The 23112-nt window shown below is 40.7% G+C and carries 20 protein-coding genes and 1 other RNA gene; 14 read left to right on the forward strand and 7 right to left on the reverse strand.

Features of this window, described 5'->3' with window-relative positions:
- Window positions 1-127 precede the first annotated feature (127 nt).
- Window positions 128-448: a hypothetical protein gene (locus tag H6G92_RS18005; RefSeq protein ID WP_190895004.1), complete on the forward strand. Its 321-nt coding sequence runs from the start codon at window positions 128-130 to the stop codon at window positions 446-448.
- A 34-nt stretch (window positions 449-482) separates the two neighbouring features.
- Here H6G92_RS18005 and H6G92_RS18010 read toward each other — a convergent pair whose 3' ends face one another.
- The 3 genes from H6G92_RS18010 to H6G92_RS18020 form a co-directional block, all read right to left on the reverse strand.
- Window positions 483-806, reverse strand: coding sequence for a DUF2103 domain-containing protein (locus tag H6G92_RS18010; RefSeq protein ID WP_190895005.1), 324 nt, complete (start codon window positions 804-806; stop codon window positions 483-485).
- Between the two features lie 5 nt (window positions 807-811).
- Window positions 812-1138 carry an ATP-dependent Clp protease adapter ClpS gene (gene clpS / locus H6G92_RS18015; RefSeq protein ID WP_190895006.1) on the reverse strand — a complete coding sequence of 109 codons (327 nt, stop codon included), beginning with the start codon at window positions 1136-1138 and terminating at the stop codon, window positions 812-814.
- Window positions 1139-1295: 157 nt separating this feature from the next.
- Entirely contained in the window at window positions 1296-3326 is a 2031-nt protein-coding gene (locus H6G92_RS18020; protein ID WP_190895007.1) for an FAD-dependent oxidoreductase, read from the reverse strand.
- A gap of 973 nt (window positions 3327-4299) precedes the next feature.
- On the opposite strand from H6G92_RS18020, the gene H6G92_RS18025 reads away from it, so the two are divergent.
- From H6G92_RS18025 to H6G92_RS18035, 3 genes are all read left to right on the forward strand, one after another.
- The gene (locus H6G92_RS18025; protein WP_190895008.1) at window positions 4300-6906 is read left to right on the forward strand and encodes a P-loop NTPase fold protein; all 2607 of its coding nucleotides are present in this window, start codon (window positions 4300-4302) and stop codon (window positions 6904-6906) included.
- 63 nt (window positions 6907-6969) lie between these two features.
- Entirely contained in the window at window positions 6970-10035 is a 3066-nt protein-coding gene (locus H6G92_RS18030; RefSeq protein ID WP_190895009.1) for a toll/interleukin-1 receptor domain-containing protein, read from the forward strand.
- A 144-nt stretch (window positions 10036-10179) separates the two neighbouring features.
- Complete coding sequence (locus H6G92_RS18035) at window positions 10180-10704, forward strand: hypothetical protein (RefSeq protein WP_190895010.1); 525 nt, start codon at window positions 10180-10182, stop codon at window positions 10702-10704.
- A 489-nt stretch (window positions 10705-11193) separates the two neighbouring features.
- Here H6G92_RS18035 and H6G92_RS18040 read toward each other — a convergent pair whose 3' ends face one another.
- Window positions 11194-11517, reverse strand: a complete 324-nt coding sequence (locus tag H6G92_RS18040; protein ID WP_190895011.1) for a slr1957 family protein — start codon at window positions 11515-11517, stop codon at window positions 11194-11196.
- A 714-nt stretch (window positions 11518-12231) separates the two neighbouring features.
- Here H6G92_RS18040 and H6G92_RS18045 point away from each other — a divergent pair.
- From H6G92_RS18045 to H6G92_RS18075, 8 genes are all read left to right on the forward strand, one after another.
- Window positions 12232-12756, forward strand: coding sequence for a pentapeptide repeat-containing protein (locus tag H6G92_RS18045; protein ID WP_199344863.1), 525 nt, complete (start codon window positions 12232-12234; stop codon window positions 12754-12756).
- Window positions 12753-13913 carry a 5-(carboxyamino)imidazole ribonucleotide synthase gene (locus H6G92_RS18050; RefSeq protein WP_190895024.1) on the forward strand — a complete coding sequence of 387 codons (1161 nt, stop codon included), beginning with the start codon at window positions 12753-12755 and terminating at the stop codon, window positions 13911-13913. Before H6G92_RS18045 ends, H6G92_RS18050 begins: the two co-directional genes overlap by 4 nt.
- 60 nt (window positions 13914-13973) lie before the next feature.
- Window positions 13974-14157, forward strand: a non-coding RNA gene (gene ssrS, locus H6G92_RS18055) — 6S RNA.
- 302 nt (window positions 14158-14459) lie between these two features.
- The gene (locus H6G92_RS18060; RefSeq protein ID WP_190895012.1) at window positions 14460-15701 is read left to right on the forward strand and encodes a M16 family metallopeptidase; all 1242 of its coding nucleotides are present in this window, start codon (window positions 14460-14462) and stop codon (window positions 15699-15701) included.
- Between the two features lie 80 nt (window positions 15702-15781).
- Complete coding sequence (locus tag H6G92_RS18065; RefSeq protein WP_190895013.1) at window positions 15782-17053, forward strand: M16 family metallopeptidase; 1272 nt, start codon at window positions 15782-15784, stop codon at window positions 17051-17053.
- An 88-nt stretch (window positions 17054-17141) separates the two neighbouring features.
- Window positions 17142-18209, forward strand: a complete 1068-nt coding sequence (locus tag H6G92_RS18070) for a peptidoglycan-binding domain-containing protein (RefSeq protein ID WP_190895014.1) — start codon at window positions 17142-17144, stop codon at window positions 18207-18209.
- Between the two features lie 265 nt (window positions 18210-18474).
- On the forward strand, window positions 18475-18597 hold the full coding sequence (locus H6G92_RS40370) for a hypothetical protein (RefSeq protein ID WP_269141761.1): 123 nt from the start codon (window positions 18475-18477) through the stop codon (window positions 18595-18597).
- Between the two features lie 29 nt (window positions 18598-18626).
- The gene (locus H6G92_RS18075; protein ID WP_190895015.1) at window positions 18627-18980 is read left to right on the forward strand and encodes a phage holin family protein; all 354 of its coding nucleotides are present in this window, start codon (window positions 18627-18629) and stop codon (window positions 18978-18980) included.
- Between the two features lie 279 nt (window positions 18981-19259).
- Here the strand turns inward: H6G92_RS18075 and H6G92_RS18080 are convergent, their stop codons facing one another.
- The 3 genes from H6G92_RS18080 to argS all read right to left on the reverse strand — a co-directional run bounded on the left by H6G92_RS18080 (window position 19260) and on the right by argS (window position 22436).
- Window positions 19260-19721 carry a cobalamin biosynthesis protein gene (locus tag H6G92_RS18080; protein WP_190895016.1) on the reverse strand — a complete coding sequence of 154 codons (462 nt, stop codon included), beginning with the start codon at window positions 19719-19721 and terminating at the stop codon, window positions 19260-19262.
- Between the two features lie 37 nt (window positions 19722-19758).
- Window positions 19759-20322 (reverse strand): Uma2 family endonuclease, encoded by a 564-nt coding sequence (locus H6G92_RS18085; protein WP_190895017.1) that lies wholly within the window; start codon window positions 20320-20322, stop codon window positions 19759-19761.
- Between the two features lie 350 nt (window positions 20323-20672).
- Complete coding sequence (gene argS, locus H6G92_RS18090) at window positions 20673-22436, reverse strand: arginine--tRNA ligase (protein ID WP_190895018.1); 1764 nt, start codon at window positions 22434-22436, stop codon at window positions 20673-20675.
- A 149-nt stretch (window positions 22437-22585) separates the two neighbouring features.
- Here argS and H6G92_RS18095 point away from each other — a divergent pair, with 149 nt between their 5' ends.
- Together H6G92_RS18095 and H6G92_RS18100 are read left to right on the forward strand one after the other, a co-directional pair.
- Window positions 22586-22738: a type II toxin-antitoxin system HicA family toxin gene (locus H6G92_RS18095; RefSeq protein WP_190895026.1), complete on the forward strand. Its 153-nt coding sequence runs from the start codon at window positions 22586-22588 to the stop codon at window positions 22736-22738.
- Entirely contained in the window at window positions 22738-22962 is a 225-nt protein-coding gene (locus tag H6G92_RS18100) for a type II toxin-antitoxin system HicB family antitoxin (RefSeq protein ID WP_114081897.1), read from the forward strand. Before H6G92_RS18095 ends, H6G92_RS18100 begins: the two co-directional genes overlap by 1 nt.
- Window positions 22963-23112 lie beyond the last annotated feature (150 nt).

Consider the following 23112-nt stretch of genomic DNA (forward strand, 5'->3'; position numbering starts at 1 on the left):
AACAATTTTTGTTGCATTTGTTTACATAAACTCCATGACTCTATTGAGGTTTGTAAATATTTTGTATTTCTACAAGGAATATTCCTTTAGACTGATCTTCAACTGAAAAATGTGGGGATAAACACAAATGCATTCGTTAAATATCTTTTGTCACGAATTTGTAGTTGCTGTTTCCTGTGTAGCTTGCATTATTGGACTGCTGTTACTGTGGGACGGTAAGCAGCAAAAAAATGATGTGGAAGAAACAGAGCGGATTCTATTTAGAATGAGCTTTAGTTACTGGCTAGTTTACTGTCTAGCCTTTGGCATAGAAAAAATAGTTTTACCCGACTGGGAATCTGTGCTTATGACTTTGAGAATAACTACGGCTCTGTCATATTTTTTAACTTTTTCTTGCATTCTCAGTCTGCCACTACACAAATTTGCAGTCCACCGTGTTGAGGAATAGTCGTGGAGCATGAGGCATTGGAAATTGGATATGATTAAGATTTCATAGCGATCGCTAATGCCGTTTCCAGTTCTGACTGCGCCAAAGGGGTTAAAATAAATACTTCTTGTACCGTCTTCCCCTGCCGTGCAATTACTTTATAGCCGCCGCGAATCGGTACTGAAACACGCAATTGCATTTTCGGGCAATGACCTTTTACCCGCCCAATGACTCCCGGCGTCACGGTTTGAATGCAATCCTGCTGACAAAGACGTTCTAAAATGGGGATAAGACCATCAAGGTGTGTCGAGTGATTCCAAACCAGTCTGCCAGCTTTTTGCGAAGCTGCTCGGAGGGAATCTGCGGTGGGTTTGCCCATAATAATTAAGCTGCTTCTAGAGGTGCCATTGTCAAACCTGCTCGGCGCAGCTGCTGATGATAGAGTTCCGCAGGTTCTTGGGGACCAACCCAGACGATCGCTTGACCTTCATAGTGTACCTGATTAGTCAGATCCCACGCGCGATCGCCACTCATCCCTGGAATATATTTCATCAAACATTCAGTCACGTGTTGGAATGTATTAAAATCATCGTTTAATACAATCACTTTGTAATTAGGATAAGTCTTACGGGTAACTTGATCAGACTGTTTCGGAGCTATAGTTGGTGCTGTGGCCATCCCGTAAACATCTGCTGAAAATATCGTAACCATAGAACAATTAGTCAAGAGTATTTTACAAAACTACATTACAAATAACTAGTTTAGTCCATTGTCTGGGGACTGGAGATTTGGGAGTTGGGAGTTAGAGATTAGCTATTGTGTATGGGGAAAAATTTAGTCCCCATACCCATGCCCAATACCTAATGCCCTACCGCCAATTATCCCAGTTTTCGTTAAAAATTGATGTATCGGGGAAGGCGGTGGGGTTGCCATTTTTTTGTAAAAGCCGTTTGAGCGCTTCTAATTGTGGCTCTTGTTTGGGTAAGTCATCGACTAGTTGGTAGGGTGCGATCGCATTTTTGATGGCAAAACTAGCAACAGTTCCCGCAGCCGCGCCAGCCGACCATTCAAAGGAATGGACTCGATAGGCAGCAGCGGCAATATGACTAGTACCAATACTTTTGCCTCCTACTAGCAAATTGTCAATTTTCTGGGGAATCATTGCCCTCAGAGCAATTTGGAAGGGATAAGCAAGTCCTGCACCACGCCTTTCACCTGGACGTTCTATATTACCAGGGGCTTCTGGGGGACTATTCACCATGCAAGGATGGAAATCGATAGCGTAGTGACCAATACCCACAGCATCGGGAAAGATGGTAGAACGAGTCCGTCGCATTGCTTTGTCTGGTGAAATCCCACCGCTAATTACAGATGTGGCTTCCAATCCTGATAGTGCGGCTCTTAACTGCCGATACATATCTGCTGGCAGAGTTTTGCGGTAATACTCATCATTGTAATCTCGCCGAGATATATCAATTTCCCAAATAGTAAAACCTCCAGGTTGTCCCCAACTAGGGCGGCCAATAATGCGGCGTCCCTCTCGCATATAGGGATATTTCGATAAGCCATGTGCTGTGCCCATTGGGGAATTTAACCCGGAAACAAAGCGGTTATTAGTTCGCTGCTGCTTTACACCCTCCCCCAATTGGGAATCTGTAGTTCCAGCTACTAACCAGTAATAGTATGAGAGGGCATTTTCTTCAGCGTTGCGGAGGGTTTCTGTTCGCAGTCCTCCCATCCAGCCCCCTGGTTTTAACTGCCCAGTCCCTTGTAACTGTTGGCGACTGTAAACTAAGTTATCCTTGGCTGTTCCGGGGCGGTAGTCGTTACCCCAAGTCCAGTTTTGCATAGAGATGTCCCCTGGTGTCGCAGCAGTAAAACTTACACCACCGAATTTTGCTGGTTTCCCTTTGTTTGGACTCCAAATGCGACGATAGGTAAAAACTAAATCAAAGTTAGCCAGTCGCGTTAATTCATAGCTGAAATATGGTGCGTATTGTAAATAAAATGGAGGCATCGTCTGCGGTTGCGGTTCCTTGGTTGCCTCCATTGCAAAGGTGTAGGTAAAGCCTTGAGGGCAATAAGGGTCATTGTTGGCGCTGGAAGCCGAAGGTTCCAGGTAGGAACGGGCATCAATGCCTAATCGGTAGGGGACATCAGCAAGGGCGATAATTTCTCCAGTTTCGCTCGCGTCTACAACGTACCACTTAGGAGCATCCCCTTTCGCTGCCTTGGGGAGGAAACGGAGAATAGTTTTGGTAAATCGAGACGAGTTTTCGTAGCGATAAGCATCTTCAATACTTTGAGATAAAGTAAAAGTATTGAGAGGTGGTGCGCCTTTTGGTGGTTGATGTTGGATAGCGATCGCACTATCAATTATTTTGCCATCAGCAGCAATTTCTAAGTCCTTAATTACCGTGTTGGGAAACCATTGTAACTTCCCTTTGCCTTGCTTCTCGGCATCTTTGAGCATCTGGACTAAAATTGTATGAGCATCGCGGGGAAGAAAGCAAGAGTCACTTACCCAACAGTCACCGGGGTTAAGTTCACCGTATTTGCGCCCAATCCGGTTTCGTAATTCTAGGTAGCCACGAGAATAGAATTGGAGAGATCGCTGAGTTGGGCGTTCGTCTAACGCAGATGTCCCTTGAGAAGAAATTTGTCCTCCCAGCCAGTCAGTAATTTCCGTGAGACAAACCGTTCGCCCTGCTAGTAAAGCCTCATAAGCTGTAGCTACGCCAGATAGTCCACCACCCACAACTAAAATCTCGCAATTGACATTTTTATCTGGGGTTCTCGGTGGTGTGGCGATCGCTCCATTAAATGCAACTAAGGTAGATATGAAATTGAGACTGATCAGCGATGCCAAGCTATAAGCTACTTTGTGTCTACCCTTCATGGTTAAAAAAACTACTCCAAATCCTGTGTCATCTTGTAGAAGGTAGCATCCAGGAAATGATAACCACAAGTTTATCGGAGTAAATAAGAGACTTAACGGGAAAAGTCAAAATTGAATGTGGGTCGTGAGTGAATATGTTGACTAGTACAACGCGGCGGAAATAAACCTACCATTCCAAACAGCCAGAAAACCCAAAATTAAAGCATGTGTGACTTTTGACTTCCGCCTTGCGGCACTAGTGGCTCTAATCTACTCTCACTAAATTGCAAAGTTTTTTAGAACCCCAGCTACACGGCCATTTCACCAAAATACTCAGACACCAACAAATAACCGATGAATCAGTGTTTCTAGCGCTCCCATAAGTTTTGACAAATGGATGTCTGAGGACAAGCCGATCTGCATCTACACACTCAAACGAACGCTGTTTCCCCTTAATTTACGATGCTGAAACCCTTATGATTACCTTAATTTCTGAAAAATTGCGATTTAGTGTCTCTTCCGCCATCGCCTAGAGCTAGAAGGCGATAACTAACCTAAAATTGCTAAAACTGATAATATTTATCTGGAATTCAATGCTTTGCATGTGTAGATTTACATGCATACTGTTTATATACAGCTATCATTCTCTGTAAAACCTATGTACAGTTGTATTCCAGACGACCTGAAAAATATTTTAACAAAACGGCGACTTGCATTTCATTCTTTCTAGTCATGGAATGAAAGCCGCCCCGTCGTCGTCATTTGTGATTGTTCACTAATATTACAAGTGACAAATGACACAAACTCCCACTTCTAAAAGGAGTGGGATGAGGTTAAGCAGCTTACGCCTTGGCAGAAAATGAGCCAAGTCAATTGATTCAACCATGTTATGTCCTGAGCAGGGAAAAACACACAAGGAGAAAATAAAAAAATGAACCCATCTTTAGAACACGCATACGTTGGACTAGGACCGATGCTACTAGAGGAAGAGTATATGGTCGCAAATCAAAAAAATGTTGTTAATGATGTGGTCAAGCAAATTGGCTTAACCTGTAAGACTTTGGCAAACCGTGAAAATCTCCCTGAAGATAATCAAAACTTCGCTCCTCATCATGTGATTTCTATTATTGGCGGTCGTGGAACTGGTAAAACGTCCGTGGTAACTACCATTGCCGAGCAAGTCAAAAAGGACGTAGCGGAAGCATTTGTTATCGATTTGATCAGCCCCGATCAGTTGAGTGTAAAATTTCCCGTTTCAGCAATCATTGTTTATGCTATAGAACGCTCGCTAGAAAAGCGAAAGCAAGAACAAGAGCAAGAGTTAGAAAAGCAAGAGTTAGAAAAGCAAGAGTTAGAAAAGCGGAAGCAAGAGTTAAAAAATCAATGGGAGAAGATAAAAAATATACCTAACTTTCGACATCCAAGTTGGGCAGTACAAGTCGAAAATTTAAAAACCTACGATGTTATTTCGAGGGATACTATAAATACTACAGAATGGCACGATGAACTATTTAAATTAATGGTATCTCCTGTAGATTTAGTACCTAAGTTTCATGATTGGTTGGGCAGTATGCTAAAGGCAATAGGGTGTAAAGCTTGTGTTATTTCTATAGATGACGCTGATATCTCTGTTGAAAAAGCAGAAGAAATTATAGAAACCATCCGAATCTACTTGGCTAGCCCACTAATAGTAACTATATTAGCTGTAGATTTACCCTCTCTCGAACGCAAGTTAAGAAATATTCGCTTGGCTAAACTTCCTCCTGTGCCAGAGTATAAAGAAAAACAGGACGAAGACGGATTTTTTCTATTTGGTATGAGTAGAGCAGCTCATCAATCAGCAGAAGCTCAAGCCGAACAAGAATATGTGGAAAATTTGCTAGTAAAAGTTTTACCGCCAGCAACACGCCATGTTCTTACAAATTTATCAGAACGAGATAGATTACATAAACCATTTAAAATTCCTAAAAGAACTAGCAAGAAAAGTTTATATCAGATTATAGAAGAAGCAGACAAAAAATTTAGCAAAGATAGTGGTGTTAACTTGGCCCCCCTATTTCAAAAATATCCAGAAATTTTTACCGATAATGTACGACGGTATTCCAATCAGTTTCTTCAGATTAGTAATGTCTGTCAAGAATATATAACCAAGCTAACAAACCTGTCTGACGAAGAAAAAACAGACAAGACTGATGACCATATAAATTTAAATTTACCAACTGTAAATGGGGATTCAAAAATAGTAGAAACCAAAATTAGCCAAGAATATTACCTCAATCCTCCAGAAACGCATGAACAGGGAATCAGAAGTGAGTTTCAAATGCAAATAATGCGTCCGTTTTTATATGAAGGAGACTTTCCATCCCTGCAAAGTCATATCAAGCAAAAATCCAAAATTGACATACAACAGTTTCAGAGAATCCATGAGTTTGCGAAATTTATATTACGTTGGGGTAGGTTGAATATGGATCGTAACTCAGGAGAATGGGTCTATCAAATAGCAGACAAAAGCATTAAAAATAGTATGAGTACTGCACTCATGGATATCATGGGAGACTGGATGCTGGCTAACGGTGTTAGTATGGAAAATATTATTGACAGCTTTTCTATAAAAATTGAAGTAGCTGCTTTCCCAAGCATCCAAATTTCAAGAAAACTTGTTCCTTACTTTTCTAATAATGAGCTATCATCCAGAGAACTCAATGTAAGTACTACACAAGCCCTTGATAATTCTGTAGGGGCAAATATTTCTGTACCTGTCAACAAAGATCGCCTCATGCCTGGATATATTCAAGATTTTAGTAGTTTGAGACGCTACATAAATATTGTATTAAATTCTTCCAACTTAGGTAGCCAAATGGACTCTGCCGAAAAATATCTGAATGTCTTAAAACAGGCAAAAAAAGACGAACTTAAAAAGGATGATTTACAATTAGCTGTTTATCAAATTTTGGGGTTGCTAGCCACACAAACAAGTTATCACTTTCTTCACTTAATTTTGGAGCTATTACTTGATGGTGACGTAGAGAAATTCTTCACATCCCCACAATACCGAGATCGCTATAATATCACCACTATTAAAAGTTTATCTTGGCTGATTCTTGAAGTACCTGATATTTTAGGAGCATTAATCGAAATTATAGAGCTAAACGAAAACTATTCTCGAAAGCTCCTTGCTTTGTCTTATGTTGCTGATTTGCCTATGACAATCCTTCTTGGCTGCGTTGATGGAGAAACTGCTGATAAAAAACGTAATCAACTTTTAAACTCTATTTGGAAACTTTTTGACAAACTCACTCATATAGGTCTTATTATTGACCGCGAGAATGGAGACCGCAGCAGTTTGGGAAAACTCAATCCTGATCCCTCTGGTAAAGATGCGGTTGAAATTCGTAATGCGTTAAGGAAGCATTATCCATCATTCGATTGGAAACGACGCTGGAAAGCGATGTATTTTTTTATTGACACAACGCTTAAAGATGCCAAATTTCAAATTTCATGGAACAGCGCGGAACAACCTCCAGATTTGTGGAAGAAATGGGCAGACGATATCTTAAAGGACTATTCGGAAGATAATAAAGAAACAGATGCAGATAAATAGAAGAGTCGCTCAAAACTGAAGTGAGATATTTGTGAATTTTATCAGTGAGGAAAATATTGAAATATGCGTTCTGAAATAAGAAGTGAAGCTATTTCTTTGATCTTGGGTGATTTACGTGAGTTTCAAGACTGTACAGGACAATTACATTTATCTGGATTGCAAACTCAGGAGACAATGACTCGTTTGTTTGAGGCTCTAGAAAAAAGAGTTGCAAATAATCTTAAATCAAAGGAGCAAGAGGAAGTTAAAAAGGAGGATCAAGAAAAATTTATAAAATCCGAAAGCATTTTTCATCTACTCTCGGTGTGTGTGGAATCAGAGTACATTATTAATATGTTTTCAGATTACAAGTGGTCGGTAGTGCGTCAGGAAATGTGGGATGACTGGCTAAAAAGTTGCTGGGGACATGACCATGACACGTTGAGTATGCTGTCACTTCTACCACCTATCACTAGGTACAATAAGTTTATAGAGTCTGTAGAAAAATTACCAATTATTCAATCACCAGCACCAGGTAGTCCAAAACAGCAATTAGAAAATCTCGTTGATTACCGTACACACTCAGGTGCTTTATATCCACCTTCTTTACAATGGGCACAATGGATAAACACAGGCATTCACTACAAAACATTTATATTACAAAAATATTATTCCCCGCGTAATCTCAATGGATATGCACTCAGCAACGATAAGATTGAGGAGCATCGTAAACGCTCTCAATTATCTCATGGATATCAACGTGTAGCAAGGGTTCTTCTAGGAGCTATGCTAGATTTTCACGAACTATCAACCTGCTCAGACCGATCAATCTCTTTAGACAATGATGTTAAGAATCACTATTTAGATAATGATGTCAATAATTGCTCTAATCTAATGGAGAAAGTTAGTGATATCGTCTATAAAGATAATTCAAAAAGAGAAGAGCTTGAATCATTAATTAAAAAGTACTTGCCTGAATTAAACAAGAGTTCTTCTAAGTGGTTAGCTAAATCTATCAAATCTGGGAATTTCCAAAAAAAAGTATATTCATTCTTAGAAGAAGAAAGAAAATGTATTGCCTACCTATTGTGGAAAGCTAAGAATAAACAATTAGGATTTTTTATCCAAGAAGTCTTATTCGCTTATCTACGTTGCAAAGGAGCATGGTTTCAGCTAAATAGCGGAAAGAATTTGGAAAAACTTAATTCTTCCGAATATGTTTTATTAAAAATTTATGATTTGTTAATTGTTGACAGTGATGATCAAGATTGTGATTCGTTTCATGAGCCTATGTCACACGCAGTTAGACAATTCTATCGAGACACAAATTTTCCAACAAAGGTGGAACTGAGACTGCCGTTTATGGGAAATCGAAGAGATGTGAAAAACAATATAGATTGGTTAAAATCAATTTATGAACAGGTACAATGTGATTTTGTGTTAAGTTTCCCTAAACACAATTTTGATGAGGAAAATCAAGAAAAAGACTATGATAATTATATTAATTACGTGAATGAGCTTAAAAAAAACTTTAAAATTTGCGGGTTTTATTTAATAGGTAATCATGAAATTATTGACTCTGATAAGTATGCTAATTTTATCCATTCTCTGAGAAATAAAATTATTTCAAAAACAGGAAATAATTCATGTTTTGTTACTTATCATTTAGATGAAGAAAATAATGCATTTACCTTGAAGAAGATATGTGAGATATTGACAATTGTTAAGATGAATGGCTTAAAAAAAGGTGATCGAATAAGTCATGGTTGGAGTTTGCCATCCGAAGCAGATATATCTAATCATAAAGACGGAAAAGAAGAAATGTACCGTGAAGAGTGGTATTTGATAGAAACAAGGCTTGATGAATTAAGAGATCGATTAAACGATGAACAAAAAAAAGCAGTTGAGCAACTTAAGGAGTCTGCAAAATATAACGGTGACAAGGCTTATTTAGATGCTAGAGTTATGTGTGCTCTAGCAACTTCTTTACAACCACTGGTTCAAGAGCAGCTAATCAAGAACGAAATATCGCTTGAAATCTGTCCAACATCTAGTTGGCGTATTACAGGTATATCGCTACCCACTGAACACCCTGTTAAGTCCTGGATAGAAGCAGGAGGAGAAGTCCGAGTTGGAACAGATAATCCAGCCGTTTTCCCTTGCACAATTGAGTCAGAATATTACACACTAGAGCTTATAAAAGCTCAGTTAAAGAAGTCCAAAAACCAGTCAGAGATGCAAGGAGTTGATTTAGATATGTCCGAAGTTACTTCTCACCCATCTTTTGAGCCTCAATCTGAAAATCCTGATGTCTTCCTAGCCCACAATAGTGACGATAAAAAGCAGGTTCAAGCCATTGCAGGCGCTCTGGAACAACGCAGTTTAAAGCCGTGGTTAGATAGTGATGCAATTCAGCCAGGACGCTTATTTCAAGATGAAATTCAAAAAGCAATTTCAAGCGTGAAATCTGCTGCTATATTTATTGGTTTACAAGGACTAGGGAGATGGCAGAAGTTTGAATTAATGGCGCTGATTTCACAGTGTGTTAAAAGAAAGATTCCTGTCATTCCTATCCTACTTCCTGGTGTTACTGGCTTGCCTGAAGATCTGCTGTTTTTGGAACAGTTTAGCTGGGTGTCTTTTTCTAATGAAATTAATGATAAGAATGCGTTGGATCGGCTAGAGTGGGGCATAACTGGGAAAAAGCAAAACATAATCCAACAGGAAGAGAAGCCAGGACGAGTTCCGACACAAGAAGATATTCAAACCATTTCCCCATCAGCTAATGAAGTCTCTCAAGAAACATCATCTGAGCAGAACAATTACAAGTGGGATGTATTTTTGAGTCACTCCAGTGCTGACAAGGATAAAGTTCGAGAAGTTCCTAGAGAAGGTTCATGTTCTTGTGTTCATAAATTAGGTCAGATGAAATCAACCGACCTTAGTAATCTAATGAGCCAACGGCTGAACAGAGAACAAATTGAAATTATCTTTCGTCATACTCTAGATAAGAACATGAATGACGATATACCTAACCACAACAAAGAGAAATCTGCTATTTACTTGGTGGATGAAGCAAAAAATCGTCGTCGAACAAATGAACTCATTAAACAACTCTGCGAACGATACCCCGATATTGAAAGCCCTTAGTTGACTTACCACAATCAACACCGGTGGTGGCTATTAAAGTAATGAAACCACCTTATCTGGTAAGTCAAAGGGGAAAGAAACTTCCACAAATTAGAATTTGTTAGTCACATCATTGAATCAACATACATTAGTTCCAACAAATTTATGCCTCAATCTGACTCGTTTAACATAAAAGAAGTGTCTTTTAGCCTTCCCTTTGGCATTGGTTCTGTTAAATTGCAAGTTGACTCAACAAAGCGCAAAGCAGCTTGGTCGCTTTACATTGAACTTGTTACTCGTATAGCAGTTCAACCTTTGGAAGTTGACCAAGGGCTATTGCGAGAAGCTTTGACATCTTTATATAATCTATTTGGTATAACACGGCAAGTTCTTAAAGAAGCTGGGCCAGATGTTGGTGCATCTCTCGATTCAGTCGGAGGTATTGCGATCGCAGTTTTAAATAATGGTCTACGTCCTTTCCTTGCTAAATGGCATCCATTGTTGCAGACATGGGAAGCTGGACGTGAACCTAACAAAAGTCAAAAACAACATGAGCGCGAGTGGGAGGACGAGCCAAAATTGCGGCATGAACTTGACTTGCTGAGAGCAGACTTAGAGAAATATGCAAATGCTTTAGCAACTATTGCTGGAGTAAACATTAAGGAATCTGGAGTAAACAATAAAGAATAAGGTACAGATAGATATCGATCAAGCAGCAGAATTTGTTGATTTGGGGCATGTTTTGATACGCTGGCTGTTTAATTGGGAAAAAATTGGGTCTGATTCCCAAGAAGAAATAAAAATTGCCCAACAAGCCGAAGGCTGGTTAATAAAGACTTTTGGAAATATCAGAATTACTATCTGAATCATTCACTAGTTAATTTGCTTAATTGGAGTAATTCAATGAGCCACCCACCATTATTAGACCCAAATCGCTCGTATACTTTTAGCAATTATTTTGAATTAGGGTTTGCAGTTGATTATTATTTATAAATTGCTATGATAGTGCAGAAGGTACTAAAAGGCGCTTATTCCAAAGATTTACCAAATTGATAAAAGTAGCTACTAATAATTTTTAGCTGAAACTGTAGTGATTTCGTCGCTTCTTCTGAAATTAAAAACTACTCTTGCTGAAAGTAGACAAGAGCAGTTTTTAATAGCAAAGCCCAAAAAAAGAATTTAGGCATCTTCAAGTTCAAATTGAGCCACCGTAACGGCGTTAAAAGCGAAAGCCATAACTAATGGCATCGGCGACTGGAACCAAAAGGTAAAAAGAACAGCTAGAACTGTACCTATTACTGCGGACATAGACCACAATCGTTCTTCAAAAGTCAATCCCTTCTCGGCTTTAATCACTCTGAGAACGTGAACTGGAATTGGTTCCGGCATTACCCCACCCGGAGGGAAAGCCCAGAAGTTGTTACGTCGCTCTACAAATAAATCTGTCCAGCCATTTTCTTGGCACCATGCCTCAATCCATTGAAGTGAGTAATGATTCATCATCGGGTTTCGGAGTTCGGTTTGTGGAAGTTGTGTACTTGGTGAATGTAAACTCTTGGAGATTCCTGAAGAACTAACTAATCGCTATAAAATTAACGCTAATTATCCAACTTTTAAGCTTTGTTAAGCAATTGAGACGCTTATAATTACGCTCAAACCTTGCTTTCATTACTTAAAAGACTAACAGTTGATAGGGGCTGTTGAATTTAAAAGACAACAAACTTTACTTGAAACATTGAAAGTCAAGAATTGTAAATAACTCAGTGAGTATTACTGCTCAATAAAACTCTTTATATCCTGAAATTCAAATCTAAGAATGTACAATTGTGAACAAATAAACAAGCGTAGGCATAGTCCATTGTAGACATTGCTTTATCCAGCCAAACTATTGCTTTAGAATTAGGGATTTCAATTTTTCCCATCATCAAAAGTGATAGGTTATGCTCCCCGTCTATGTTTTGCTAAAGCTTGCTTGATGTGACAGGTAACTTATACTCAGTCATTATTGTCCTGATATCTAACTTTAGTGCGAACACTCCTAGATTGCTTTCTCTACCTCAAGTAGCACGGAAAATTTTGCTCAAGGTGAGAAGCGGTTGCTCTTTTTGCGTTACAAAATATTAAGCAACGGAAATACACTTCCCCAAGTCCAGTAGCAAGGCTGCGAGTCTCAATTAGGATGATCCAGTTTTGCTAATATTCAAATGTGGTAATTAAATGCAGCGATTAGACACCAAATTGGCTCTCGATATACTTTGGCGGCAAGGGTTGGCGTTCCTTCTAGGAATAATTATATGGTGTGTGGCTGATCCCGCACTGGCAGTAGACTGGACTCATCCGCTTTCATTTAGCAATGCAGAATTATCAAGACGTGATTTTTCTGGTGAAAGTTTGCAAGCTGCGGAGTTTTCTAACGCCAATATGGAACTGGCTAACTTTACAAACGCTGATTTGCGGGGAGCAGTGATGAGTGCTTCAGTGATGACAAAAGCAAATCTCCACGGGGCGGATTTAACTAATGCAATGGTTGATCAGGTAAACTTGACTAAGGCAGATTTGAGCGATGCAGTTTTCAAAGAAGCTCTTTTGCTCCGCGCCATCTTTAATGATGTGAATATAGACGGTGCAGATTTTACAGATGCAATTTTGGATAGAGCGCAAATCAAAGAACTGTGCGGTAAAGCCAGTGGTGTGAATTCCAAAACAGGTGTGCAAACTCGTGATTCTCTAGGATGTCAATGAAACGTGTTGGTGTAATTGGTGGCGGACAACTTGCTTGGATGATGGCGGATGCAGCACAAAAGCTAGGAGTAGAATTGGTAGTACAAACTCCTAGTAAAAATGACCCGGCTGTGTCAATTGCGAAAGAAACTATTTTCGCCCCAGTTGATGATGCAGCAGCTACGGGAATATTAGCTAAGAAATGCGATATTATCACCTTTGAAAACGAATTTGTTAACCTGCAAGCTTTATCTGATTTAGCACAGCAAGGAGTTTGTTTTCGTCCCAAATTAGAAGCTTTAGCTCCTCTTTTAGATAAATATCATCAGCGTTGCTATTTACGCGACTTGGGCTTACCAGTTCCTCGATTTTTCGCCCTTGACGAGGTGGAAAATATAAAATCAAAAATAGAATATCTAGGTTTTCCAGTAGTCCTCAAATCCCGCCGCCACGGTTATGATGGTCAAGGTACTTTCATAATTCAGGATTTTGCTAGTTTAGAGGAGAAGTTAAGTTATGAAAGCACAACACAAACTTCAAATAAATCACTTTTCTTGTTAGAAGAATTTATCCCTTTTGAAAGAGAACTAGCAATAATTGCAGCTCGTTCTGTGGAGGGAGAAATTGTCACTTATCCAGTAGTGGAAACTCAACAAGAACAACAAGTGTGTCGGCGGGTAATTGCGCCAGCCCAGATTACACCCAATCAAGCAGCAGAAATCCAAGCGATCGCACATACTCTATTAAATAGCCTAGAAGTAGTGGGAATTTTTGGAATTGAGCTATTTCTGGGTGCTGATGGCAAAGTCCTGGTAAATGAAATTGCGCCCCGTACTCACAATTCCGGGCATTTTTCCCTTGATGCCTGCGAAACTTCTCAATTTGAGCAGCACCTCAGAGCAGTTTGTGGTTTACCTTTAGGGAATCCGGCTTTGCAGTGCCCTGGCGCTATAATGGTCAACCTACTGGGGTATGAAAATTCTGACAGCGACTACCAAAGTCAGCGTCAAAAAATAGCAGAGATTCCCCAGGCGCACCTTCACTGGTATGGCAAGACAGAATCACGTCCTGGGCGGAAGTTGGGACATGTCACCGTTTTGCTAGATAATCCAAATCGAGAATCAGCGATCGCCAACGACATCGCCCACAGCATAGAATCTATCTGGTATCCCAGGTAAATTGCTCAGAAAGTTTCGATGTTGAACACACAACATCTTTTGAAAAGCTATAATGAGTGAGTTGCACTACGACGTTGGTGACTGCCATCAAGTTTTTTGATCTATGCCTTTAAAGACAAGGGAGTCAAACAGTTCTCGTGGCAGTAGACCGGGCATGTACCCGGAAACTTTAAACGAGGAATTTAGGTTCCCACCTGGTTAAACCAGGTCATAAACTTAGGTAAAACGGCGTCGCGGTGAACTTAAAATTATTAGCTCCTAAAGTCAGTCAGAACTTGGGAGCTTTAATTATTTAAATCAGTATTACTTATAGGACAAATAAGAAATTCTAAACTAAAAATCTGAAACAACGCAGATTAAACATTTTGGCTGTACTAATCAAACAATTTTAATCTTTATTAACTTAGAAATTAGCAATAACTGCTGATAAAAACAAAATCTGTATAACTTGATTCTAAATTAGGTATCGTTCAGAGTTAAGATAACAAAATTATCTAAAATTGTGGTTCAAACTACAAAAAATTGTTAAAACAACTAACTAATACCGTGTTTCCAGCCTCGGTCTTCCGACTAGAGAGTGGTTTAACTTTTATTCATCAAGAGATTCCCACTACTCCCGTAGTTGTGGCAGATGTTTGGGTGCGTGCTGGAGCCAGCCTAGAGCCAAAACCGTGGTTCGGCATGGCGCACTTTTTAGAACATATGATTTTTAAAGGTACGGCGGCGCTACCCCCTGGAATGTTCGATTCCAAAGTTGAAAATCGGGGAGGCGTGAGTAATGCGGCGACAAGCTATGATTATGCTCATTATTCACTCACCACAGCTGCCCCTTATTTAAAGGATACTCTGCCCCATTTGGGAGAACTACTACTCAATGCGGCAATTCCAGAAGATGAATTTAGCCGCGAACGGGACGTGGTACTAGAAGAAATTCGCTCTTGTCAGGACGATTCCGACTGGATAGGATTCCAAGCTTTGATTCAAAGCATCTATCCGCATCACCCTTACGGACGTTCGGTGTTGGGTACTGAGCAAGAACTGATGCAGCAATCCCCAGAAGCAATGCGCTGTTTTCATCGCACTCACTATCAGCCGGAAAACATGACGGTGGTAATTGCCGGGGGTATAGCCAAGCAACCAGCTTGGGAACTAGTAAATAGTTCATTTGCTGATTTTGCCGAACGCTCTAATTGTCCGCAGTTTGAGAAAGTGACAAAGCCAGTAATAACAGGAATTCACCGTCAAGAACTGTGTTTGCCACGCATAGAGCAAGCGCGATTGTTGATGGCGTGGCTGGTACCAGGAGTAGAAGAAATCCGCACTGGCTATGGTTTAGATTTGTTGTCGGTGATATTGGCAGAAGGGCGAACTTCACGTTTAGTACGGGATTTGCGAGAAGATTTGCAGTTGGTACAAGGAATTTGCAGTAGTTTTTCTCTACAACGGGAATCGAGTTTATTTACAATTACTGCCTGGTTAGAACCAGAAAACCTGGAGGAAGTTGAGTCCTTGATTTGCGCTCATTTAGATGATTTGCAGACTATAGGAATTAGTGAACAGGAACTTGCTCGTACACGCAGGCTGCTATGTAATGAGTATGCGTTTTCCACCGAAACGCCAAATCAGCTTACAGGGCTTTATGGGTATTACAATACCATCGCCCAAGCTGAATTAGCTGTAACATATCCCCAGCAAATTCAGTCTTTTGATGCCAAAGAACTGCAAAAATTAGCTAAACAGTATCTATCGCCGGAGAATTACGCGGTTACTGTACTTAAACCGTGTTAGTCATTAATCATTAGTCATTAGCAAAAGACAAATGACCAATGACTAATGACCATTGACAAATAACAAAGGACAAAGGACAAATGACAACCTTGCTGCAAAAATCGCCTATCCATCGCACCGTTTTGAACAATGGCATTGTCGTGCTGGTGGCAGAAAATCCGGCTGCGGACATTATTGCGGCACGAATCTTTGTGCGTGCCGGTAGTTGTAACGAAAACCGGGAGCAAGCAGGGTTGGCACATTTGCTATCAGCAGTGATGACAAAGGGATGCGATGGACTTTCTAGCTTAGAAATTGCAGAAAAAGTCGAGTCTGTAGGGGCGAGTTTGAGTGCGGATGCTGGGACTGATTATTTTTTGCTATCTTTCAAGACGGTAACATCTGATTTTGGGGAAATTTTAACATTGGCAGGGCGGATTTTGCGATCGCCTACTTTTCCCGAAACTCAAGTGGAATTAGAACGGCGTTTAGCACTCCAGGATATTCGTTCCCAAAAAGAGCAACCGTTTACCGTTGCCTTTGAACAAATGCGGCAGGTAATGTACCAAAATCATCCCTATTCTATGTCAGTGCTAGGAGATGAAACCACCATGAGCCGCTTAACTCGTGCGGATTTAGTCGAGTATCACCAAACTTATTTCCGTCCAGATAATGTAGTAATTAGTATTGCAGGTAGAGTCACATCCACGGATGCATCAGCGTTGGTGGAAGAAGTTTTTGCTGATTGGCAAGCGCCAGCCCAAGCACTGCCAATACTCAATTTACCTGAGATTAAGGTGGAACCGCAGGTAAGGGTTAAGCCAGTACAGACACAACAATCAATCGTGATGCTTGGGTATTTGGGAACATCGGTGAGTTCTGTTGACTACGCCGCATTAAAGTTGCTGTGTACCTACTTGGGAAATGGGCTTTCTAGCCGCTTGTTTGTGGAATTGCGGGAAAAACGCGGTTTAGCTTACGAAGTATCCGCCTTTTACTCCACAAGGCTATTTCCAGCGTCGTTTGTGGTTTACATCGGTACAGCACCAGAAAATACCAGCATTGCCCTGGAGGGACTGCGTACAGAAGTAGATTTATTGTGTACCACGGAAATATCTGAAAGCGCACTCCAAGCCGCTAAAAACAAAATCCTGGGGCAGTACGCCTTGGGTAAACAAACGAACGGGCAAATTGCTCAGATATACGGTTGGTATGAAATTTTGGGCTTAGGAATTGATTTTGATACCAAGTTCCAAGAATTGATTGCAGCGGTGAGTGCCAAGGATGCGATCGCTTCAGCTTGTAAGTATTTAAAAGAGCCTTACTTGTCTTTAGTTGGTCAAGAAGAAGCAATTAATCGAGCGATCGCGTAACTGAAAATGTGAGATCGTAAATGCAGCAGCTGTTTTTTAGACCAAGCGGCTGTACCATTAGCATGAGAATATTCTGGGAGTAAATTCCATGCAAAGCAGCCTGACAGCAAGTATTTTGAGTTACTTAAAATTACTAGACCTCACTGTAAATCGCTGTAGAATGGAAAAACGGCAAAAGGGTTGGTGGCCAAAGAGGTCTAAATCTTTATCAGCCATTGAAATACTCTTGTTCTCCACTACGCCTCTCTTGATTGCCTCAACAGCTGTAGTATCAATAGCAGCACCACAAAAAATTGCCCAAGTAAATCCTGGAGATAGCATCAACCGTCCTACCCTCAAAGTTGGTAGCCAAGGCGAACGCGTTGCTGAACTTCAGGCAGCTCTGAAACTTTTGGGTTTTTATTCTGGTACCGTAGATGGTACATATAGTGAAAATACAGCCAGTGCTGTTGCACGGTTTAAACAAGCCGCTGGCTTGAATCCAGATGGCATTGTTGATGCCAGCACTTGGCAACGACTTTTCCCTAAAGAACCAGTAGTAGCATCAACCGTTCCTTCATCCCAGCCAAGATTTAACTCAGCTACCAACTTTCCTGTTCCAACCCAGGCTAGTAACCTTACCAACGTTACAAATCCCAACCCCCCCAGACAAGCTGTAACACAAGTTGCGACCAGTCCTGAACCAAGACCTACTACCCCAAGACAAGTTGCGACTAACCCTGAACCAAGACCTACTACCCCAAAAAAAGCCGTAACACAAGTTGCAACCAGCCCTGAGCCAAGACCTGCTACCCCAAGAAAAACTACAACTTCAAGCACACAGAAAACGCCGAATCGTACTACATCAACTACTCGAACTCAGTCAACTACACGGACTGGGCAAACTACTCGAACTCAGCCAAACACAACTACTAAGCGAACCCCTGGTATTCAATACACCTCAGAAGGATTGCCAATTTTGCGTATAGGATTACGTGGTTCTGAAGTTGTTAAGTTGCAACAACAACTGAAAAAGCTTGGTTTCTTAAAAGGCGATGCCGATGGAGACTTTGGTGCGACAACTGAGGCTGCTGTAAAAGCAGCACAAAAGCGCTATGGTTTAGAACCTGACGGTGTAGTTGGTGGATCTACCTGGGAGGTTCTTTTGCGTCGTTAGCCTTACTAGAGAGGATAGCCAACGTCTCCTTTGCCTATAACCAAAGATAGCGGGCAACTTATTTCTTTTTTAGAAATCCCCAAGATACAGAGGTTTTTCAACTTCAATAAACCTCTGTAGGGGTTTTGGACTTCACAGCATTTTTGATGAATTTAACTAAATCACCGTAAGTCCCCCACTTAACGTGTACTCAGGCCAGTGTAGGTAGTTCACTGCGGTACATCCTGCAATACGATAAAGATACACCGATTAAAAGTATCTCTCTATGCCAGCACTGAAAAATTACATTGCTTTTGGGCTGACAAATGATGATGGCAACTTGATAAGTCAAGCACAAGGACACCTGATAGTGTTACAGATCACAGCTGTCAATAGTGAAATTAATTAAACTTACTGCTAATTCCTCTAAAAAAACCTATGCAACACTTTTTATTAACTTGGCTCGGTACTGCGGTGGCGTTATTTCTGACTGCTAATATCGTTCCAGGATTCTTTATCAAGAATTTTATGGTTGCCTTGGTTGCTGCCCTTGTTATTGGTCTGGTTAATGCATTTATTAGACCAATTTTGCAGATTTTGACCTTTCCGATTACCTTGCTCACCTTTGGTTTATTTACATTGGTGATCAATGCTTTAACCCTTTGGTTGGCAAGTGCCTTAACTCCTGGTTCTGGTTTTGAGATTCAAGGCTTTTTACCTGCTTTGTTGGGTTCAATTGTACTAGCTATTGTTTCTAGCATAATTAACTATTTTTTGAGAGTTGTTGACTAAAAAAATTAGTAAATTACGCAATGTGCTACTTATTCTTAAAACCCCTCTCCAAATCTCTTTGCAAAAGGTCGAGAGGCTTTTTTTTTTGCTCCCCTTCCTGCCAGGGAAGAGGTTATATCATGTCCGCTTAATTAGTTATTATTCAGGGCATCTATGCAAAAATCTTAAAACTCTCTTTCCCCCTGCTCCCTGCCCCCAGCGAGAAATGCGGTCTTAATGATAAGTCTTTTACCGGACATGATATTAGGGGTTAGGTTCGAGAGAAAGTTGCACACGGCGTTAAATTGTAATACTCATATTTGAAGCTTGGGCAACAGCTAATGTTACCGCTCCTGGTTGCCCTTTGGGCTGGAAAATCTGTTTAGTAACTAAAAATCTCACTCTCAATGCTTCTATGCTGGTAAAAGGGGAAGCAGTCAACAACGGGGTTTGAGTAGCTGCAAGAATAGCAGCTGCCTCTGCAACGCTAGGTGTACCTACTTTTTGGTCGCTAATTGTAGCAGGGTTGGGAACACAGACACAGCGAAGGATTTGGGCAGAAAAGGTTTTTAAGGGCAAATTCCGTAGGTGGCAAAGTTCTACTAAGCCAACTTCCGAGGCTTTAGTGTCAATGGTAGCAAGACCTGCGATCGCACTTTGAAAAAGTTGATTTTCTCGAAATATTTGCTCAATTGCTTGATCAATCAACTGCCATGAAGTTCCCCGTTTACAACCGATTCCTACCCATAAAACCTGTTGCACTTGGTGTATTTCCTTATTAAATTCTTCAGGGTTTGGTTTACTCCAACAGCCAACCAAATAAATCTCCTACCGTCAGCCTCAACTCACTTGCAAAATCTGGCACAGGGAGTAAAGCTTCTAGTTCATCCAACATAACTGGCTGTTGATTGCGGATGTACACAAATATCGTTTGTTCTTCTGGATCAATCAGCCAACCCATTTGTGTTTCATAATTCAGGCAATGCAGAATATTTTTTGTAACTTTCGTTTGTCTTTGGTCAGGTGATAGAATCTTGATAGTCCAATCGGGAGCTGCTTGGAATACGTTGGCAACTTCACCATTTTCATCACGGGGAATTCTTTGCCAAGTAAACACAGAAACATCTGGCACTATTGACCTTCCACCAAAAGTACACCGCAGTTCTGGAAAAGCACGAGCAATTCGCTTGGGCTTTACTATTGAGCTAATAGTGCTAATCATTTCACCTCGGATTGTACTGTGCTTCCCCTGTGGCATAGGTTTTTGAATAATTTGACCATCGATGTATTCACCAGCGGGCTTTGTTTCTGGTAGCTTCAGAAACGAAGCCAAAGTTATGCTTTTTGATGGTGTCCGTACCATTTGCGATCGCCTCCAACAAAACGTTCTCTTCCAACTTTGCCAAGATGTATTCGCGTAGCGTCTGTCTATAACACAATACGGTTCAGTTAAGGGCTACTGGCAAAAATTTGGGGTTTTCGAGACGCGATAAATCGCCGTCTCTACAAGTGTTTTGGTCTTATCTGAACTGTATTGGTCTATAACACGCTACGCTAACGTAGATAAGGACACAAAGAAAAAATTAGCTTGAGCTTAACTCTTATACAAACTTGTTCAACTATCTCTTGTTTCACCCTCACAAGGCAACGGATTTGAAACCACTTTTCTCAAGCATTTTTCGATATGTCCTAATTACGAATTACGAATTAGTATTACATCCTCTCCAATACCTGAATTCCCAACAAATCTAATCCCAATTTCAGAGTTCTAGCAGTCAAATCACATAGAATCAAGCGTGATGTGCGCTGTGGTTCCTGTGCCTCCAAAACCTGAACTCCCTGATTACGGTCATAAAACTGATTAAACTTTTTACTCAGTTCGTACAAATACTCACATAAACGATTGGGCAGCAAATCTTGTTCTACACTACTAATAACTTCATCCAGTTGAAGTAAATATTTTGCCAGCGCTAATTCTGTTTCATGCTGCAATAGGACGGCATTGTTTCCCAACTCCTCAAAGTTAATGTCACCCTTGCGGCTAATCCCCTGAATCCGCGCATAAGCATACAACATATAAGGCGCAGTATTACCTTTGAAATCCAGCATTTTGTCGTAGCTGAAAATGTAATTACTAGTGCGGTTTTGGCTTAAGTCTGCATACTTAACTGCACTAATCCCAACTACCCTAGCAACTTCATTAATGAATTCTTCCGTTTCTTGGCGTTCTTCTTCTTGTAATCTAGCTTTTAGGTCAGCATTGGCACGAGCGATCGCTTCATCTAATAAATCGCGCAACCGCACAGTATCCCCAGAACGAGTTTTGAACTTTTTACCATCTTCTCCTAACACCAACCCAAAGGGCACATGCACTAATTCCACATCATCAGGAATCCATCCAGCTTTACGTGCTACTTGGAAAAATTGGGCAAAGTGGTTTCCTTGTCCAGCATCGGTTACATAAACTATCCGCTTTGCTTCATCTTGCTGAATTCGGTAGCGCAGGGATGCTAAATCAGTTGTGGCGTAGTTATAACCGCCATCTGATTTCTGCACAATCAAGGGTAAAGGTTCACCTTCTCTATTTGTAAACCCTTCCAAGAAAACGCATTTTGCCCCTTGGTTTTCTACCAGTAACCCCGATTTTTCTAAATCTTCCACAACGCCAGATAGTAAAGGGTTATAAAAAGATTCCCCACGTTCAATTAGCTGAACATCCAACAAGTCATAAATTATTTGAAACTCTCGCCGCGACTGTTCACACAGCAGTTTCCAAGCATGGAGTGTATCTTCTGCACCTGCTTGTAATCTGACGACTTCTTGCCGTGCTGTTTCTTGAAAAGCTGTATCTGTATCAAAGCGTTGTTTAGCTTTGCGGTAAAAAGAGACTAAATCACCAATATCTAAAGCATTAGCAGTGGTAAGCGCGTCTGGGTACACTTCCCGCAGATAGGCGATTAACATTCCAAACTGCGTACCCCAATCACCCACATGATTTAACCGCAACACATCGTGTCCTTGAAATTCTAAAATCCGGGCGATGGAATCACCAATAATCGTAGAACGCAAGTGTCCGACGTGCATTTCTTTGGCAATATTCGGACTGGAAAAATCCACAATTTCCCGTTTCGGCGTTTTCGCGGCTGGAACTCCCAACCGGGGATCAGCTTGAATTTCGTTCAGTTGTGCTTCCAGGTATGCCGTTTTCAGTTTCAGATTGATAAATCCTGGCCCAGCGATTTCTGGCGGTTCGCAGATTTCGGATACATCTAGTTTCTCAACGATCGCACCTGCGATCGCTCTTGGTTGCTTACCTAACTTTTTACTCAGGGATAAAGCCACATTCGCCTGATAATCACCAAATTTAGGATTACTGGCAGAAACCAAAATTGGATCTACTCCAGCGAAGTCAGCACCAAAAGCCGCAACTATTGCCTGTTCAAGCTGAACTTTTAGTTTTTCTTGTGTAGCGTTCATATATAAATTTTATCTGGGAGAGAGAATGTAGCTCTGGAAAAGCTTGATTATTAACTTTAGCATTTCATTTTGAGCCACTCGATTCATGAGAAATGTTTTTGTCCCTCTACTTAGCAATGCTAAAGCCCACGACAAAATTACGGACTTAAATTACGACACTTGCCAGAACTAAAGGTAGTCATCGACAGTTCAAACATCCAGATAAGCCCAGTACTGTAACAGTGTCTGGTAAACCAAATGTAGATGTGCCAATTGGTACTCTTAAAAATATCTGGAGACAAGCTCAATTAGAGGAAGACTAATGCGTTATACAGTTGTGATTGAAAAGGGAGAAACTAGCTACGGCGCTTATATCCCTGATTTACCCGGTTGTGTAGCTGTGGGTGAAACTTTAGAAGAAGTCAAGCAGATGATTGCAGAAGCTATTGAATTTCATATAGAAGGAATGCTAGAAGATGGTTTACCTATTCCTAAACCTACAAGCATTGCTCATGAGGTTGAAGTTGCAAATTATAGCAAAACATAATTATAGAAAACCACTAAATTAGCTCTAAACAATCCTTCTATAGGAATCATATTTGATTTCTGAAAAAATCTAAGTATTTGTAGGGTGCGTTAGCGACAGCGTAACGCACCAAAGCCTTAAGAATGGTGCGTTACGCTGTCGCTAACGCAC

Origin of the sequence: Nostoc foliaceum FACHB-393 (assembly GCF_014698505.1) — a bacterium.
GTDB lineage: Bacteria > Cyanobacteriota > Cyanobacteriia > Cyanobacteriales > Nostocaceae > Nostoc > Nostoc foliaceum_A.

What these genes read in the sequence shown, in the direction of transcription:
- H6G92_RS40370 (WP_269141761.1), top strand. Translation starts at nt 18,475, where the DNA reads ATGCCAGCACTGAAAAATTACATTGCTTTTGGGCTGACAAATGATGAT.
- H6G92_RS18075 (WP_190895015.1), top strand. Translation starts at nt 18,627, where the DNA reads ATGCAACACTTTTTATTAACTTGGCTCGGTACTGCGGTGGCGTTATTT.
- H6G92_RS18050 (WP_190895024.1), top strand. Translation starts at nt 12,753, where the DNA reads ATGAAACGTGTTGGTGTAATTGGTGGCGGACAACTTGCTTGGATGATG.
- H6G92_RS18020 (WP_190895007.1), bottom strand. Translation starts at nt 3,326, where the DNA reads ATGAAGGGTAGACACAAAGTAGCTTATAGCTTGGCATCGCTGATCAGT.
- H6G92_RS18010 (WP_190895005.1), bottom strand. Translation starts at nt 806, where the DNA reads ATGGGCAAACCCACCGCAGATTCCCTCCGAGCAGCTTCGCAAAAAGCT.
- H6G92_RS18045 (WP_199344863.1), top strand. Translation starts at nt 12,232, where the DNA reads ATGCAGCGATTAGACACCAAATTGGCTCTCGATATACTTTGGCGGCAA.
- clpS (WP_190895006.1), bottom strand. Translation starts at nt 1,138, where the DNA reads ATGGTTACGATATTTTCAGCAGATGTTTACGGGATGGCCACAGCACCA.
- H6G92_RS18005 (WP_190895004.1), top strand. Translation starts at nt 128, where the DNA reads ATGCATTCGTTAAATATCTTTTGTCACGAATTTGTAGTTGCTGTTTCC.
- H6G92_RS18085 (WP_190895017.1), bottom strand. Translation starts at nt 20,322, where the DNA reads ATGGTACGGACACCATCAAAAAGCATAACTTTGGCTTCGTTTCTGAAG.
- H6G92_RS18030 (WP_190895009.1), top strand. Translation starts at nt 6,970, where the DNA reads ATGCGTTCTGAAATAAGAAGTGAAGCTATTTCTTTGATCTTGGGTGAT.
- H6G92_RS18100 (WP_114081897.1), top strand. Translation starts at nt 22,738, where the DNA reads ATGCGTTATACAGTTGTGATTGAAAAGGGAGAAACTAGCTACGGCGCT.
- H6G92_RS18025 (WP_190895008.1), top strand. Translation starts at nt 4,300, where the DNA reads ATGGTCGCAAATCAAAAAAATGTTGTTAATGATGTGGTCAAGCAAATT.
- H6G92_RS18070 (WP_190895014.1), top strand. Translation starts at nt 17,142, where the DNA reads ATGCAAAGCAGCCTGACAGCAAGTATTTTGAGTTACTTAAAATTACTA.
- H6G92_RS18040 (WP_190895011.1), bottom strand. Translation starts at nt 11,517, where the DNA reads ATGATGAATCATTACTCACTTCAATGGATTGAGGCATGGTGCCAAGAA.
- H6G92_RS18065 (WP_190895013.1), top strand. Translation starts at nt 15,782, where the DNA reads ATGACAACCTTGCTGCAAAAATCGCCTATCCATCGCACCGTTTTGAAC.
- H6G92_RS18035 (WP_190895010.1), top strand. Translation starts at nt 10,180, where the DNA reads ATGCCTCAATCTGACTCGTTTAACATAAAAGAAGTGTCTTTTAGCCTT.
- argS (WP_190895018.1), bottom strand. Translation starts at nt 22,436, where the DNA reads ATGAACGCTACACAAGAAAAACTAAAAGTTCAGCTTGAACAGGCAATA.